Genomic DNA, 16400 nt, shown 5'->3' with positions numbered 1-16400 from the left:
GTGGATGCGTCCCGCGCTCTGTTGCTCTGTCGGCTTGTGGCTGCTACAGCCCCCTCTCTACGGAAATCTAGGCGCCATACCGTTCTTGCCATTGATGCAAGTCAACATGCCGCACACGCGTGGTGCAGCGTGAAAAAAAAACGCGCCGAGTTGCCCCGGCGCGTTGTTTTTCGATCGATCTAGCGTGCGCTTCGGCACGCCCTGTTCCGTCAGAACCTATGGTTGACCCGCACGTAGGCGGACTGCGCAGACACATGGCTCGTGTTGATGGTGGCATCAATACCCAAGGACACCGTGGTCGCCTTGGCGGCCTGGAGCGTGACGCTGGCCCCGGTGGTCAGGAACGAACGCGGCAGGTCGGTGCCGGGGGCGGCGAACACGGTGCCGTCCTGGCTCTGGACCTGGACGACGCGGCCGGCGTTCATCAGCTCGTGCGCGTAGCCCAAGCGAAGCTGCACGTTGACCGGGCGCACATCGCCGAAGGCCTTGTCGAGCGTGACACCCACATACGGCTGAAGACTGCGCGCGCTGTCCGGCCCGACTTGCAGGTTCTGGCCGTTGGCGCCGTTCTCGCCGAAGCCGCTGCCGCGCACGTACGCATATCGGAGGCCCACATGCGGCGCGAGCCGGATGCCGCTCATCATCTCCAGGGGCAAGCTGGCTTGCGTGGCGGCAGTGAATTCGTGCGCCAGATGGTCGCCCTCGGCGGTACCGACGCTGCCGAACGGTCGCTTCTGCGAGAAGAAATCAAGCCCGTAGCCGACCGTGGCCGACAGGTTGACGGCACCCATCGGCTGCGCCCCGTAAAGTGCCACACGCAGGGTGTCGATGGCGCCCGATGCGCCGGTGGTGTCTTCGCCCAGCGTGGTGTGCGTGTAGCCGCCCGCCGCGCCCACGGTGGCAGCGCCAAGGCGACCCTCCGCGCCCGCGAGGAACCCATAGGCGTGCGTGAGGAAGCCCGGCGCATTCCCCGTACCGCCCACCTTCGTACTGGAGCCGCTGGCCGTGACCCACACATCCTTGGAACCACTGGGGGCGTCCTGCGGCCCCGACAACCGGCCGAGCAGCGTTGAGTTGACACCTTGTGCCTGCAGCAGTGCTGTCGTACCCAACGCCGTATAGATGGAGGTCTTGGTCGGTGCCACGACGGTGGGGCTGCCGGGGGTGCCGGGCGCTGTTGCTTCAGCGAGCAGCACGTCGACCGCATTCGTTCCGTAGTCCACGGATGTCTGCAACGTGCCGAGGTTGGCTCCTGCCGTTGCTGTGCTGACGTTTGCGAAGCGCCCCGTCACGCCACTGGCTGCGCTCAGCACGGTGTAGCGGCGGGCGGTATAGGTGCCCGGATCGAACACGATGGCCAGCGAGCCGCCGAGCGCTGCCGCACCGCCCACGCGCAGTTGCGATGCGTCCGTGGGGCTGACTTCGATGGCGAGCGTCCCAGTCGAGCCTTGGGTGTAATTGCCGCCGACGGACAACGTTCCAATGGAGCCGCCCGGCGCGACCACCCCGCTGCTGCTCACGTCGCCCGAAACCGTGCCGTGGCCGCGCAGCGTCCCAAGCGCGTTCACCAGGACATTGCCGCCAAGCACAGCACCGGCGTTTGCCGCATCGCCAACCGCCAGCGTGCCGCCCGTTACCGTGGTCGACCCGGCGAAGCCGCTACTGACGCCATTGAGCGTGAGCGTGCCCGTGCCCTGCTTGATCAACGCGCCGTTGCCGCTCAGGCTGCCGCTAAAGGTTTGAGACGAGTCGTCAGCCAGCGTGAGCGCGCCGCCCAGCACCACGCGGCTACCCGCGACGCCGGAGAGGTGCGCCACCGTCTGGCTGACGCCAGCAGACAGATCGAGCGCCGAACTTGTCCCCGTGAGCGTGACCGTCGTAGCCGACGCCAGGCGGCCAGCACCCGACAGCGCCAGCGTGCCGGCGTTGATCGTCGTTGCCCCGCTATAGGTGTTCACGCCGGACAGTGTTTGCGTGCCGCCATCCAGTGTGAGGCCGCCCGTACCACCGATTGCGCCGCTGAACGTGCCGGAGGCACTCGCCAAGGTGAGCGTCCGCCCGCCCAGCGAGACTGCACCGGAGCCCGTCAGTGCGTTGATGGTGGCGCCGGAGGTCATCCCAGAAATATCAAACGTGCCGTTGTTGACTACGCCCGATGATGCCGCAATGCTGCCGGCACCCGACAACGCGAGCGTGCCGGCGTTGATGGTCGTTGCGCCGGTAAAGCCGTTCGCGCCCGACAGCGTTTGCGTACCACCGCTGACAGTGAGGCCGCCCGTACCACCGATCGCACCGCTGAATGTGCCGGCTGCATTAGCCAGCGTCAGCGTCTGGCCACCCAGGCCAACGGTGCCCGTGCCCGTCAGGGTGCTGATGGTGGCGCCGGACGTCGTCGCAGAGATATCGAAGGTGCCGTTGTTGACCACGCCCGAGGACGCCGCAATGCTGCCGGCGCCGGACAGCGCGAGCGTCCCAACATTGATGGTTGTGCTGCCGGCATAGCCAGCCGTGCCCGAGATGGTGAGCGTGCCAGCCCCGGCCTGCACCAGATTGCCCGTGCCGCTGATGGTGCCCGCGTACGTCACTGCATCGCCGCGGTTGAAGGCCAGCGTGCCGTTGTTGACGATATTGCCCGCTACCGAGCCTGTCGTGCCGCCGTTGCCGATCTGCAGCGTGCCGGCGGTGATGGTGGTATCGCCCGTATAGGTGTTGTTGCCCGTCAGCGTGATCGTTCGGCTGCCGGTAACGGCCGCGCTGCCCGCGCCCGATATGACGCCCGACACCACGAGGCTGGTCGTGGTCGCATCGAGCGTGACGCGCGACGTGGCGTCGCCCAGCGTGACGTTGTTGGACAGCGAGAGGCCTGCACTGCCAGCCGTGATCTTGGCTGCTGCCCCCGCCGCCACGTCGAGGTTGCCGATGATGTTGGAACCCGTCAGCAGTTGCAGCGTGTTGTTCGCCCCGTTGAACTGGATGGCAGCCGCCCGCGTGACACCGTCGCTGTACAGCCCACCGCTGATGGTGCCGCCATTGACGATGACGTCACCGTTGGAAATGACGCCCACGCCCGCGGCACCGCCATTGCCGGCCCCGCCAGTGATCGTGCCGACGTTGGAAAGCACGTTGAACCCGGCAGACAGATTGACGCCCGCGCCGCTGGTCCCGGCCGTGCTGCCGCCGCCACCACTGGCACCGCCTACACCGCCCACGATTGTCCCAATGTTGGTCACCTGAGTACCGGAGCCCAAGGTCAGCAACCCGTCGCCACCACCACCACCGCCGCCCGGGTTCCCGCCGCCGCCACCGTTGCCGCCATTGCCGCCGACTAGGGTGCCTTGGTTGTTCACGTCGGCAGCCGGCGTCACAATGACAAACGCTGCGCCGCCTCCGCCGCCGCCTCCGCCGTTGGAGGCTGACCCCGAGGTGCCGGCACCGCCATTTCCGCCGGTGCCGCCCTGCACGGTCACGCCGCCGTTGACAGTGACGCTGGTGCCGGTGGAATACACGCCGGCGCCTCCGCCTCCGCCGCCCCCCGCGAAATTGAATCCATCGAAGCCCTGGCCAGCCCCGCCCTGCGCGTTCGCGTTGATCACGGCATCGCCAGCGAGCACCACATCGGGGGCTCCTCCGGGGCCGCCTTGCCCACTGTCGTTCGTGGCACCGGTACCGCCCGTTCCGCCGGAAGTCGGCCCGCCCGGAACCTGGATAGTGGAGGAGCCTCCACCCAGCGCGGACCCACCACCGCCACCGCCGTTGCCGCTGCCACCATTGCCGCTGCGGTTCGGGATGCCGTTACCGCCGGCGGCGCTGCAGTTTGCGATCGTGCTCGGCGAGCAGGTCGCGGCCCAACCCGGGAGCGCCACACCGGCCAAACCGAGTGACACCCCGATTGAAATGATGGATGCGCGCCGACGGGCGGGCGTCGTGTCAGGGCTGGCGTCAACGCCCCCGTGCGACGCCTTCGTCAGTTCGGACACCACTTGCGGAGCACGCAAGGTGCGGCTCCAGACCAGCCGATAGACCCGGTTCATGTTGATCCCCTCGTTGCATAGACCCATGGGTCGGGCGCTGACCATTGAGAGGCAGGACCGCGGCGCGAGTGACCCATTTTTGTGTTGTCGTTCTCTGGCGCGCCGTCCGGTGGATACCGTTTTTTCGACTTATGGATCGGGGCGCATGCGCGCGAAATATAACATTTGCCTAGGTAATATTGCCCTGGCCATCGGTAAGCCCTGCTGTGCCGGGTCTGCTGCCCTCGCCAAGGGCAAAAAAAACGCGCCGAGTCACCCCGGCGCGTTTTTTACTGGTGCAGCAGGCAGGTCAGCCCATCCACTTGCGGGCATTGCGGAACATCCGCATCCACGGGCTGCTGCCGTCGCCGGCGGTTTCCCATTCCTTCGGATGCCAACTCATCTGCACGGCGCGGAACACGCGCTCCGGGTGCGGCATCAGCGCGGTAAAGCGGCCGTCGTGCGTCGTCACCGAGGCAATGCCCTGCGGCGAGCCGTTCGGGTTCAACGGATATGTCTGCGTGACTTCGCCGCGGTTGTCGACGTAGCGCAGGCCAACGGCCACTTTGCCGATGTCGCCCTGCTGGGAGAAATCGGCATAACCTTCGCCGTGCGCGACGACGATGGGAATGCGGCTGCCTTCCATGCCCGCGTAGAAGATCGACGGGGATGCTTCGACCTGCACAGTCACCAGACGGCCTTCATACTGTTCCGACTGGTTGCGCGTGAACTTCGGCCATGCGCCGGCGCCCGGGATGATCGGTGCGAGGTTCGCCATCATCTGGCAGCCGTTGCACACGCCCAGCGCGATCGAATCGGTGCGGTTGAAGAACGCCGCGAACTGCTCGGCCAACATGCTGTTGAAGAGGATCGTCTTCGCCCAGCCTTCACCCGCGCCCAGCACGTCGCCGTAGCTGAAGCCACCGCAGGCGACGAACCCCTTGAAGCCGGCGAGCGTGGTACGGCCTGCCAGCAGATCGCTCATGTGGACGTCGTAAGTGTCGAAGCCGGCCTTGTCCATCGCGTAGGCCATTTCGATCTGCGAGTTCACGCCCTGCTCGCGCAGGATCGCCATGCGCGGGCGGGCGCCCGTGGCGATGAACGGCGCGGCCACGTCTTCAGCAATGTCGAACGTGAGCTTGGGCGAGATGCCCGGGTCTTCGGCGTCGAGAATGCGGTCGTACTCGCTCTGCGTGCACTCGGGGTTGTCGCGCAGGCTGGCGATGCGCCAGGAGACGTCCGTCCAGGTGCGTTGCAGTTCCGTGCGCTGCGCGCTGAACACCTTCTTGGCGTCGCGCCAGATTTCAATGTGGTCGTTGGCGTTAGGCGCGCCGATCACGTGGCTGCAGCCGGCCAGGCCGTGCTCGCGCAGTACCGCGAACACAGCGTCGCGCTGAGCCAGCGGCACCTGGATCACGGCGCCGAGCTCTTCGGCAAACAGCGCGCGCACCGTCAGGTCGGCACGGCGGCCGGAGACTTGCTGCGCCCAGTTCTTGGCGTCGCCGTAGTCGGACTCATGTGCGCCGTCGAGCGTGAGCATGTCGACGTTGATCGACACACCGCAGTGCCCGGCGAAAGCCATTTCGCAGACGGTCGCCCACAGGCCGCCGTCCGAGCGGTCGTGATACGCCAGCAGCGAGCCGGTCGCGTTCAGTTGCTGGATGGCGGCGAAGAAGCGCTTGAGGTCTTCGGCGTCGTCTACGTCGGGCACGCTGTTGCCGATCTGCTCCGTGACCTGCGCCAGGATGCTGCCGCCCATGCGGTTCTTGCCGCGGCCCAGGTCAATCAGGATCAGCGTGGTGTCGGCCGGCGCATTGGCCGATTCAACCTGCTTGAGTTGCGGCGTGAGCGTCTTGCGCACATCCGTCACCGGCGCGAAAGCCGAGACGATGAGCGACACCGGCGCGACCACTTCCTTCGCAGCGCCCTCGTCTTCCCACTTGGTGCGCATCGACAGCGAATCCTTGCCCACCGGAATGCTGATGCCCAGCGCCGGGCACAGCTCCATGCCGACGGCCTTGACGGTGTCGTACAGGCGGGCGTCTTCACCGTTCACGCCGCAGGCGGCCATCCAGTTGGCCGACAGCTTCAGTTGCGTGAGCGAATCGATCGGAGCGGCGGCGATGTTCGTGATGGACTCGCCGATGGCCATGCGACCCGACGCGGGTGCGTTGATGACGGCCAGCGGCGTGCGCTCGCCCATCGTCATCGCCTCGCCGGCGTAGCCCTTGTAGTCCAGTGTCGTGACGGCCACGTCGGCCACCGGCACCTGCCACGGGCCGACCATCTGGTCGCGCGTGTTCAGGCCGCCAACGGTGCGGTCGCCAATGGTGATGAGGAACGACTTGCTGGCAACGGTCGGGTGGCGCAGCACATCACGCGCGACGACTTCCAGGTCAAGGCCGGTGACATCGACTTCCGGAAATTCCTGCGCCACGCGACGCACATCACGGTGCATGCGCGGCGGCTTGCCGAGCAGCACGTCCATCGGCATGTTGACGGGGAAGTGCTCGGCGACGTCGGGGGCAGTGTCGCCGTCGACGACTTGCAGTTGCTGTTCATCCGTGGCGAAACCGACCACCGAAAACGGCGCGCGCTCGCGCTCGCACATGGCCTGGAAGCGCGGGAAATCGCCGGGGGCAATCGCCAACGTGTAGCGCTCTTGCGATTCGTTGCACCAGATTTCCGCCGGGGAGAGCCCCGACTCTTCCAGATGCACCTGGCGCAGGTCGAAGCGCGCGCCCTTCTCGGCGCCGTCGACGATTTCAGGGAAGGCGTTGGAGATGCCGCCGGCGCCCACGTCGTGGATCGACAGGATCGGGTTGTCTTCGCCCAGTGCCCAGCACGCATTGATGACTTCCTGCGCGCGGCGCTGCATTTCGGGGTTGCCGCGCTGGACGGAATCGAAGTCCAGGTCAGCGGTATTGGTGCCGGTGGCCATCGAGCTGGCAGCGCCGCCGCCCATGCCGATACGCATGCCGGGGCCGCCAAGTTGGATCAGCAGCGTACCGGCCGGCAGGCCGTGCTTGTGCGTGTGGCCTGCGTCGATATTGCCGATGCCGCCGGCAATCATGATCGGCTTGTGATAGCCGCGCACGGTGCCGCCGACGTTTTGCTCGTAGACGCGGAAATAGCCGCCCAGGTTGGGCCGGCCAAATTCGTTGTTGAAGGCAGCGCCGCCGATCGGGCCTTCAATCATGATCTGCAGCGGCGAAGCGATGCGGTCCGGCTTGCCGACGGGGCCTGGTGCGGCTTCATTCGGGTTGCGGTGTGCCACGGGTTGCGCCGTATCGCGGGCGTTTTCCCACGATTGCACGGCTTCCGGCAGCAGCAGGTTCGACACGGTAAAGCCGGTCAGGCCCGCCTTGGGCTTGGCGCCGCGGCCCGTTGCACCTTCGTCGCGGATTTCACCGCCCGCGCCGGTCGACGCACCCGGGAACGGCGAAATGGCCGTCGGGTGGTTGTGCGTCTCCACCTTCATGAGCGTGTGCGTGAGCGCTTCGCGGCGGCCGTATTGCGGCACGCCCGTCTCGCCTTCCGTGCCTGCGTGCGGGAACCAGCGCTCGGCCATGCCGCCTTCCATCACGGCGGCGTTGTCCGAATACGCGACGATCGTGCCCTGCGGCGCGAGCTGGTGCGTGTTGCGGATCATCGCGAAGAGCGACTTGTCCTGCGTCTCGCCGTCGATGGTCCAGTCGGCGTTGAAGATCTTGTGGCGGCAGTGCTCGCTGTTGGCCTGCGCGAACATCATCAGCTCGACGTCGGTCGGGTTGCGTTCGAGCTTGCGGTAGGCGTCGACCAGATAGTCGATTTCATCATCGGACAGGGCCAGGCCCATCTCGACGTTGGCGGCTTCCAGCGCACGACGTCCAGCATCATGGCCACCCCCAATGTCCACAAAGCGCAATGCCTTGGCGGGCAACACGTCGAACAGGCCGTAGCCGGCTTCGCGCGAGTCGATGACCGTTTCGGTCATGCGGTCGTGCAAATGCTCGGCCACGGCGGCGCGGGTGGCGTCGTCCAGGTGCTTAGCAGCACCGGTCAGGCTGCGGATGAGGCCCTTCTTGCACGTGACGGTAAATTCCACGCCGCGCTCGATGCGATGAATTTGCGGCAGTGCGCAGTGGCGGGCGATTTCCGTTGCCTTGCTGGCCCACGGCGAGATCGTGCCGAAGCGCGGGATCACCACAAAGCGGTCGCCCTCGACATCGGCCGGGGCTGGCGAACCGTAGGTCAGCAGCGCTTGCACACGGGCAGATTCATCGGCCGACAGCGGCGTGTCGGCGGCCACGAAATGCAGGTATTGGGCACTGACGGCATCGATATCGGGATCGATGCGCTTGAGGGTGGAAAGCAGGCGTTGCTGACGGAAGGCGGACAGCGCGAGAGCGCCGGGAAAGCACGAGAAATGCGCCATGGTGGGCAAGGCAGGCAGTAGCTGGAAGAGGAGGTCCCCGGCGTGCGCGGGGAAACCGCTATTGTACCTTGCCCTGCCCGCGTTACCGACCCTCAAATCGGCCGAAAATGGCGCTGCCTCGGCTGCAACCGACTGCAAACGCCCGTTTTACAGCGACGTGGCGGACCGCGCTGCCTGCTCGTACAGGCCCGTCAGCACGCGCAGCAGGCGCGCCAGTTCGCCAATCTCGGCATTTTCCTCGCCGCCGGGCGAAATATTGCTGGTCAGGCACTGCTCGCGGATTTCGCGGTAGCGGGCGCAGGCCTTTTCGCCAGCTTCAGTCGTGGTGTAGGTGACTTCCTTGCCGTTGCGCGTGCCTTCCACCAACTCCATCCCCTGCAGCTTCTTGAGCGAATACGTCACAAGGTGGGTGTCTTCCACGTTGAGCACGAAGCAGATGTCGGCCAGGCGCTTGGCGCGGCCGCGGTGGTTGACGTGGTGCACAACCAGCACATCGAGGAAGGTCAGGTCGCGCACGCCGGCGGCTGCCATGCAGCGCACGCACCAGCGGTTGTAGGCGTTGTAGGCGGTATTGAGCGCAAACTCGAACTCCGACAGTTCTGGGCTTCGCGCCGACACCAGGTGTGACGAAGACACGATCGGCCCGCCCTTGCCTGCGTCCTCATTGGCTGCGGATTGCGGCAGATCAGCTTTCGGGGTGGTCGGCGATTTGGACATTGCAACGGGCTGAGAAAGGACCGGAAACGCGGGCTATTGTAAGAGAATAGATCGTCATGTCTGCACAGTGGAAAGCGTAGTTGCCATGTCCTCACACCCCGCCTGGCGCGAAATCCTGATCGACGGTGCCCTGGCCGCACACACCGGCGCCGACCTGCTCTTCGGCACGGCCGGCATCCGCGCACTGGAAGCGGCGGCGTACCGATCCCTCGAACCCTTCGCCCTGATGGCGCGCGCGGGCGAAGCTGCCGCCGATTGGCTACAGACGCGCGCGCCACATGGGCACGTGCTGCTCGTTGCCGGCCCAGGCAACAACGGTGGCGATGCGCTCGTTGCGGCGACGGTGCTGCATCTGGCCGGGCGCGCCGTCACGGTGTGGCTTGCCGCAGACCCGGCCAAGCTGCCCGACGATGCGCGCCGCGCGTGGACGGAGGCTTGTGCCGCTAATGTCCCCATCGAACGTCTGCACACGACGGCTTCGGTGCCGGCCCCCACCTCCGCCATCGTCGACGGCCTTTTTGGTATCGGACTCGGCCGGCCGTTGACGGGATTGCATGCGGCGCTGGTCGACACCATCAACGCCAGCGGCCTGCCGGTGTACGCACTGGACATTCCCTCGGGCCTGAATGGCGATACGGGCCAGCCGCCCGCGCCAGATTCACCTGTTATCCAGGCGCGCGCCACCATCACCTTTCTCGCCGTCAAGCCGGGCTTGCTGACGGGCGATGGCCGCGATGCCGCCGGTGACATTGCGCTGGCCGACCTGCAAGCCGCGCAGGCCGCTTATGACGGCGTGATTGAAGCGGACGCCTTCGTCAACGCGCCGTCACGCTGGCTCGCGCACGTGCCGCGCCGCCGGCATAACGGCCACAAGGGCACATACGGCAGCGTGGCAATCGTGGGGGGCGCGACCGGTATGGTCGGGGCGCCGCTGCTATCCGCGCGCGGCGCGCTCTATCTGGGCGCGGGCAAGGTGCACGTGGTCTCCCTTGCCACCGATGCACCGCATGTCGACCCCGCGCAACCTGAATTGATGCTGCACACCTGGGGCACCCTCGATCTGGGCGGCATGCAGGCGCTGGCCGTGGGCCCCGGCATGGGCATCGGCAAAGAGTCAGAAGGCGCGCTCGAACATCTGCTGGACCGCATGCTCTCGGCGCGCACGCCTGCTGTGTTCGATGCCGATGCACTCAACCTGTTTGCGAAAACGCCAGCCCTGCTCGCGCGCCTCACACAACTTGCCGGAAGCGATGTCCCGCTGGTACTGACACCGCATCCGCTGGAAGCCGCGCGCCTGCTGCATACCGATGCGCACGCCGTCCAGCAAGATCGGCTGGCCGCCGCCAAGGCGCTTGTCAATCGGACGGGCGCGGTGGTCGTGCTCAAGGGCTCGGGCACGGTTATCGCGGCGCCGGGCATCCCGCCGGCCGTCAATCCAACCGGCAACGGCGGACTCGCCACCGGTGGTACAGGCGATGTGTTGACCGGCATGATCGGCGCATTGCTTGCACAAGGCATGGGTGCGCGCGAAGCCGCACTCGCGGCCGTGTGGCTGCACGGGCGCGCCGCCGACGATCTTGTCCAGGCCGGCGTCGGCCCCATCGGCTTGCACGCCAGCGAGCTATGCGCGCCGGCACGACGTGCGCTCAACGCCCTGCTGGCGTCGGACGTTCGCCGATAGAAAGGCGTCATACAGCGCCGTTATACTGCGCATTCGTTTTCCCGCACCCACCTCACGTCACATCACGCCGTATGCCCACAGCCCTACCCGCCTGGCAGTCCCTGACGCAACATGCTGAATCGATTCGCGCGACGCATATGCGCAACTGGTTTGCCGCGCCGGACGCCGAGGAACGGGTACGCGCCTTCACGCTGGAAGCGGCTGGCCTGACGGTGGACTACTCAAAAAACCGCATTACCCCTGAGACGCTCGCCCTGCTGCTGCAACTGGCCGACGAGGCCGGCGTGCTCACACTGCGTGATGCCATGCTGCGCGGCGACCGCATCAACAACACCGAGCACCGCTCCGTCTTGCACATGGCCCTGCGCGGACAAGCGGAAGACAACTATCGCTCCGACGGCGAGCCCGTCATGCCCGAAGTGCTGCGCGTGCGGGCCCAGATGCACGACTTCGCCAACCGCGTGCATGGCGGCACTTGGACGGGCCATTCCGGCCAGCGCATCACGGACATCGTCAACATCGGCATTGGCGGTTCGGACCTCGGCCCGCGCATGGTGTGCCGCGCGCTCGACCACCTTGCCGTGCCGCAGGTGCGCGTACATTTCGTCTCCAACGTCGATGGCACGGACCTGGCCGAAACACTCGACCACCTGAACCCGGACACCACGCTCGCCATCGTCTGCTCGAAGACGTTCACCACGCTCGAGACAATGGCCAACGCGCACAGCATGCGCCGCTGGTTTGTCGAGCATGGCGTGGCCGAAAGCCAGCTCAAGCACCACTTTGTCGCCGTCTCCACCAACCACGAGGCGGTCGTCCAGTTCGGCATCGACCCGGACAATATGTTCACGTTCTGGGATTGGGTTGGCGGGCGGTTCTCGCTGTGGTCGGCGGTGGGCCTGTCGATCGTGCTGGCGATCGGGCCGCAGCAATTTGAAGCGATGCTCGACGGCGCGCGCGCGATGGACCGTCACTTCGCCACGGCCGCACCGCGTGAAAACCTGCCGCTCATTCTCGGGATGTTGTCGGTCTGGTATCGCGGCTTCTTCGACGCGGCGAGCGCCTGTACCGTGCCCTACTGCGCGCCACTGGAGCTGCTGACCGACTTCATGCAACAGCTGGAGATGGAGAGCAACGGCAAATCCGTCCAGCGCACCGGCGCAGCCATCGATACCGACACTGGCCCCATCGTCTGGGGCACGGCCGGTACCAACGGACAGCATGCGTATTTCCAGCTGATCCACCAGGGCTCGCAGATCGTGCCGGTGGATTTCATCACCACGCTGGAGCCCGTGCGCAGCCTGCCCGGCCATCACGCCAAACTGCTCGCAAACTGCTTCGCGCAGGGCGAGGCGCTCCTGCTCGGCCGCACCGCGGATGAAGTCCGCGCGGGTGGCGTCACCGACGAAGCACTCGTGCCGCACATGGTGTTCGAAGGCAATCGCCCGAGCACGACCATCCTGATGGAACGGCTCGACGCCGCGTCATTCGGCGCGCTCATTGCCTGCGCCGAGCACCGCACCTTCGTGCAGGGCGCGGTCTGGAACATCAACTCGTTCGATCAGTGGGGCGTGGAGCTTGGCAAGAAACTCGCCAAGCCGATCCAGGCAGAGCTGGAAGGCGCTCCCGCCTCCGTGGCGCATGATGCGTCGACGGCGGCGTTGATCCGCCGCGCCAAAGCCGCACTCTGACGCAAACGTTCAGAGTTCGGTAACGGTCTCGTCGCCGACGAGATGCCCAGCTTCGATGGTGAGAATGCGGCTGCAACGCGCCGCAACGGAGCGGTCGTGCGTCACCAGCACCAGCGTGGAGCCGGCACTGCGGTTGAGTTCGAACATCAGCGCGATAACGGCCTCTCCCGTGGCGGTGTCGAGACTCCCTGTCGGCTCGTCGGCAAAGAGAATGTCGGGCTCGGTCACGAACGCGCGTGCCAGGGCCACACGCTGCTGCTCGCCACCGGACAGCGTCTTCGGATAGTGCGAGAGCCGTGCTCCCAGGCCGACGCGCTCCAGCAGAACCGTGGCGCGACGGCGCATTTCCGCGGTGCTGACATCGCCCTGCAACTCCAGCGGCAGCATCACGTTCTCAAGCGCCGTCAGATGTGGCAGCAGCTGGAACGACTGGAAGACAAAGCCTACGTGGCTGCCGCGCACGGCCGCGCGACCGTCCTCATCCAACTTGAACAGGTCGTTGCCCAGCAGCTTGACCGAACCCGATGTCGGCAAGTCCAGGCCTGCGAGCAAACCAAGCAGCGTCGATTTGCCCGAGCCGGAAGCGCCAACAATGGCCAGTGTCTCGCCCCGTTCCACACGGAAGGCAACATCGCTCAGAATAGGCAACTCACCGGTGGCATCGCGCACAGTCTTGTGCAGCGAATCGACTTCAATCACCCAGGTAGCGGAAGACGACATGATTGGACTGGTAGGTAGTAGAAGGCGCAGCGTGAAGTCACTTGCAGCAGCACTTGGCTGCACAGTGTTTGGCATGCTGCCATTCGCACAGACGGCTGCAGCACAAGGCGCGCCGGCATCGCATCGCGTGGTGGTGCTGGGTGACAGCCTGTCGGCCGGATACGGCCTTGCGCAAGGCACAGGCTGGGTCGCGTTGCTCGACAGGCGCCTCAAAGAACGGAAGCCCGATTATAGCGTCGCCAATGCAAGCATCAGCGGCGACACCACGGCCGGCGGCCGCTCACGCCTACCCGCCGTGCTGGCGCGTGAAAAGCCCTCTGTCGTGATCCTCGAACTGGGCGGCAACGATGCGCTGCGCGGCCTCTCCCTCGCCTCCAGCGAAGGCAACATCAAGGCAATGATCGAAGCCTCGCAAGCGACAGGCGCGAAGGTGCTGCTGGTGGGCATGCGCATCCCGCCCAACTACGGCCTGGATTACAGCGAGCGCTTCTTCGCCATGTTCGGCAAGCTGGCGCAGCAGTACAAGCTGCCGCTGGTGCCATTCCTGCTCGAGGGCGTTGCGCAACGGCCGGACTGGTTCCAGGAAGACCGCATCCACCCCATTGCCGCAGCGCAACCGACGATGCTCGATAACGTGTGGCCCAAACTGGAACCTCTTCTCAAAGCGCGAGTCGGAAGATGACAATTCTGCCGCGCCGACTTGCGCCATCAGGTGCATCGGATTTCTAAGTCGAACGCGCGGCCACATCTCACACGGGCGGACACCATGAAGCTTCTGGCAAACGGGCTGCGTGCAGCGCGCGACAACAAGCGGTTCCTGGTCGGCATGTCGTTGCTCTTTGCCTTCCGCGCCTGCATTGCCGACTGGGCAGTCGTGCCCAGCGGCTCAATGAACCCGACCCTTATCGAGGGCGACTACATCCTGATGAACCGATTGGCTTACGGTGTGCGCGTACCGGCCACCACCGTCTGGCTCAAGCGCGGCAGCGAGCCGCGACGTGGTGATGTTGTCGTCTTCTCCTCGCCGGAAGACGGCACAAAGCTCGTCAAGCGGCTGATCGGTCTACCCGGCGATGTCGTTGAAATGCGCGGCGAAGCGCTCTACATCAACCACCAGCACATCGCCTATACCTGCTGCGCGCCGTATCAGTCCTCTGCCGTATTGGCAGGTTTGCTGGCTTCAATCACGTTGCTGTTGATCTTCACCTTCGAACGCGCCTTCAGTGCTTCGTAGTAGGCGTTGAACTCGGTCTGACCAGCGGCCTGAGCCAGTTGCTGCGCATCGGCAGCACGGCGCGCCTCATCCACATTGGCCGGCGGCAGCACCTTGTTGATGCGATACAGCGCGTAGCCCTGGGCACCGAGGTCGACGCCGATGGTGGCCGGCAGCTTGGTCGCATCGGCGCGCAGGATGGCCGTCAGTGCAGCGGGCGACGTGCCTTGCGCCTGCTGGCGCGAGACGGTTTGTGCGGCGCTGAAGCCATCGGCGCTGTTGCTCTGCTTTACGGCGGCCAGTTTCTCTTCGCCAGCCTTCTTGGCCAGCGCAGCCGCTTGCTCGGCAATCACCTTGGCCTTGACCTGCTCACGCACGTCGGCCAGCTTCTTGACCGTGGCCGGACGATACTCCGCCGCACGCGCCGCAACCAGCGTGGTCGGGCCCACCTGTATGGCGGCCGTATTGCGGTGGTTCTTGATCACGTCATCTGCGAACAGCGCCTTGACCACCTTGTCATTGCCGATCGGGCTGCCAGACTGCGCAGGGCTCGGCGTGCGGGTCACGTTGTCGGCCGTCTGAATCTGCAGCTTAAGCTTGTCAGCCACCGGCTTCAGGCTGTCGGACTGGTCTTCCACGGTGTTGGAGAACGCATCAGCCAGCTCCGAGTACTTCTTGTTGGCGAGTTGCGTACGCAGTTCGCGTTCAAGCTCCGGCTTGACGGCTTCCAACGGCTGCACGCCGCCGCCCTTCACTTCTTCCAGCTTGATGATGTGAAAACCGAAATCGCTTTGGACCACATCGCTGATGTCACCCGGCTGCTTGAGGGCAAACAGCGCGTTCTCGAACGGAGGCACGGTCGCACCCTTGCCCAGGAAGCCCAACTCGCCGCCCTGCGCAGCCGAACCCGGATCGCCCGAGTACTTCTTGGCCAGTTCGGCAAAGCTCGCGGGGTTCTTGCGCACCTCGGCGAGTACTTCTTCGGCCTTCTTCTTGGCGGTTTCCTTGTCGGCAGGTTTGGCGTTGTCCGGCAGCTTGATCAGGATGTGAGCGGCGCGGCGCTCTTCCTGCGTCTTGAAGCGCGCAGCGTTCTGGTCGTAGTACTCCTTGATCTGCTCAGGCGTGACCGGAATCTGCTTCATCATGTCTTCGCCCGAGAACACGACATACTCGGCCTTGACTTGCTCCGGCACGGAGAACTCCTGCTGGTGCGCGTCGTAATAAGCCTGGATCGCCTTGTCGTCCGGGTTGATCTTTGCAGCATAGTCAGCCGGCTTGAACAGCAGCGCCTGCACTTCACGTTGCTGATCGCGTACCTGGATCAGTCGCTCCACCAGCGACTTCGGCACGAACGCCGACGACACAATCGATTGCGGAATCTGTTGCTGCGACAGCTCGAACCGCAGATTGCCTTCTAACTGCTCGGGCGTCATATTCTGTGCAGCCAGCAGTCGCACGTAGGCTTCCTGGTCGAACGAGCCATCCGGCTTGCGCAGCGCTGCCACGGCCGGAATCTGCAGGATCGTGTCGCGAATCTTCTCGTTCGAGATGGTCAGGTTCGCATGCACGACCTCATTGGCCAGCACGCGTTGCTGGATGATGCCGTCGAGCACATCGCGGCGCATCTGCGGACCTTCGAACTGGCGCGGATCATATTGCGCGCCAAGCATCTGGCGCAGACGCTCTGTCTGCTCGCGCACGCGCGCGTCGACTTCGTTGGTGGAGATGACCTTGCCGTCGACTTTGGCGGCGTCATGCGAGCTGTCCATGAAGCTCGAATAGCTCTGCACACCGAAGAACACGAACGACGGGAACACCAGAATCAGCAGCACCAGAAACATCAAGCGCCGATGCGTACGTACGAAATCAAGCATGCTGGACCGGAGGTGAATGGAAGATGGAAAATCCGGCGATTCTATCAGGTGCCGCCGACATTCCGGACAATCACGGC

General features: G+C 65.3%; 8 protein-coding genes and 1 pseudogene. 4 read left to right on the top strand and 5 right to left on the bottom strand.

The genetic code is table 11. The annotated features are described in order from the left end of the window. Positions 1-209: 209 nt before the first annotated feature. The 3 genes from DOD19_RS06775 to DOD19_RS06765 all read right to left on the bottom strand — a co-directional run bounded on the left by DOD19_RS06775 (position 210) and on the right by DOD19_RS06765 (position 9144). The gene (locus DOD19_RS06775; RefSeq protein WP_112184789.1) at positions 210-4031 is read right to left on the bottom strand and encodes an autotransporter domain-containing protein; all 3822 of its coding nucleotides are present in this window, start codon (positions 4029-4031) and stop codon (positions 210-212) included. 289 nt (positions 4032-4320) lie between these two features. Beyond that, a complete protein-coding gene (gene purL / locus DOD19_RS06770; protein WP_112184759.1) occupies positions 4321-8427 on the bottom strand; it encodes a phosphoribosylformylglycinamidine synthase in 4107 nt (1368 codons plus the stop codon). Positions 8428-8574: 147 nt separating this feature from the next. After that, positions 8575-9144, bottom strand: a complete 570-nt coding sequence (locus DOD19_RS06765; protein WP_024975606.1) for a winged helix DNA-binding protein — start codon at positions 9142-9144, stop codon at positions 8575-8577. Between the two features lie 85 nt (positions 9145-9229). On the opposite strand from DOD19_RS06765, the gene DOD19_RS06760 reads away from it, so the two are divergent. Both DOD19_RS06760 and pgi read left to right on the top strand, forming a co-directional pair. After that, on the top strand, positions 9230-10825 hold the full coding sequence (locus DOD19_RS06760; protein ID WP_112184757.1) for an NAD(P)H-hydrate dehydratase: 1596 nt from the start codon (positions 9230-9232) through the stop codon (positions 10823-10825). 71 nt (positions 10826-10896) lie between these two features. Then, a complete protein-coding gene (gene pgi / locus DOD19_RS06755) occupies positions 10897-12516 on the top strand; it encodes a glucose-6-phosphate isomerase (protein ID WP_112184755.1) in 1620 nt (539 codons plus the stop codon). 9 nt (positions 12517-12525) lie between these two features. On the opposite strand, the gene DOD19_RS06750 is transcribed toward pgi, so the two are convergent. After that, positions 12526-13236, bottom strand: coding sequence for an ABC transporter ATP-binding protein (locus DOD19_RS06750; RefSeq protein WP_112184753.1), 711 nt, complete (start codon positions 13234-13236; stop codon positions 12526-12528). 73 nt (positions 13237-13309) lie between these two features. Between DOD19_RS06750 and DOD19_RS06745 the strand changes: the two genes are divergently transcribed. Together DOD19_RS06745 and lepB are read left to right on the top strand one after the other, a co-directional pair. Next, positions 13310-13918 (top strand): arylesterase, encoded by a 609-nt coding sequence (locus DOD19_RS06745; protein WP_112184752.1) that lies wholly within the window; start codon positions 13310-13312, stop codon positions 13916-13918. 84 nt (positions 13919-14002) lie between these two features. Further along, positions 14003-14368: pseudogene (gene lepB, locus DOD19_RS06740) on the top strand (signal peptidase I); the annotation flags it as partial. Between the two features lie 14 nt (positions 14369-14382). Here lepB and DOD19_RS06735 read toward each other — a convergent pair. Then, a complete protein-coding gene (locus DOD19_RS06735) occupies positions 14383-16323 on the bottom strand; it encodes a SurA N-terminal domain-containing protein (protein ID WP_112184750.1) in 1941 nt (646 codons plus the stop codon). Between the last annotated feature and the right edge of the window lie 77 nt (positions 16324-16400).

Origin of the sequence: Ralstonia sp. GX3-BWBA (assembly GCF_003290055.1) — a bacterium.
GTDB classification, from domain to species: domain Bacteria; phylum Pseudomonadota; class Gammaproteobacteria; order Burkholderiales; family Burkholderiaceae; genus Ralstonia; species Ralstonia holmesii.
Note: the sequence above shows the minus strand (reverse complement) of the source record. Positions and strands in the feature narration are given on the sequence as shown.

What these genes read in the sequence shown, in the direction of transcription:
- DOD19_RS06775 (WP_112184789.1), bottom strand. Translation starts at nt 4,031, where the DNA reads ATGAACCGGGTCTATCGGCTGGTCTGGAGCCGCACCTTGCGTGCTCCG.
- purL (WP_112184759.1), bottom strand. Translation starts at nt 8,427, where the DNA reads ATGGCGCATTTCTCGTGCTTTCCCGGCGCTCTCGCGCTGTCCGCCTTC.
- DOD19_RS06765 (WP_024975606.1), bottom strand. Translation starts at nt 9,144, where the DNA reads ATGTCCAAATCGCCGACCACCCCGAAAGCTGATCTGCCGCAATCCGCA.
- DOD19_RS06760 (WP_112184757.1), top strand. Translation starts at nt 9,230, where the DNA reads ATGTCCTCACACCCCGCCTGGCGCGAAATCCTGATCGACGGTGCCCTG.
- pgi (WP_112184755.1), top strand. Translation starts at nt 10,897, where the DNA reads ATGCCCACAGCCCTACCCGCCTGGCAGTCCCTGACGCAACATGCTGAA.
- DOD19_RS06750 (WP_112184753.1), bottom strand. Translation starts at nt 13,236, where the DNA reads ATGTCGTCTTCCGCTACCTGGGTGATTGAAGTCGATTCGCTGCACAAG.
- DOD19_RS06745 (WP_112184752.1), top strand. Translation starts at nt 13,310, where the DNA reads ATGCTGCCATTCGCACAGACGGCTGCAGCACAAGGCGCGCCGGCATCG.
- DOD19_RS06735 (WP_112184750.1), bottom strand. Translation starts at nt 16,323, where the DNA reads ATGCTTGATTTCGTACGTACGCATCGGCGCTTGATGTTTCTGGTGCTG.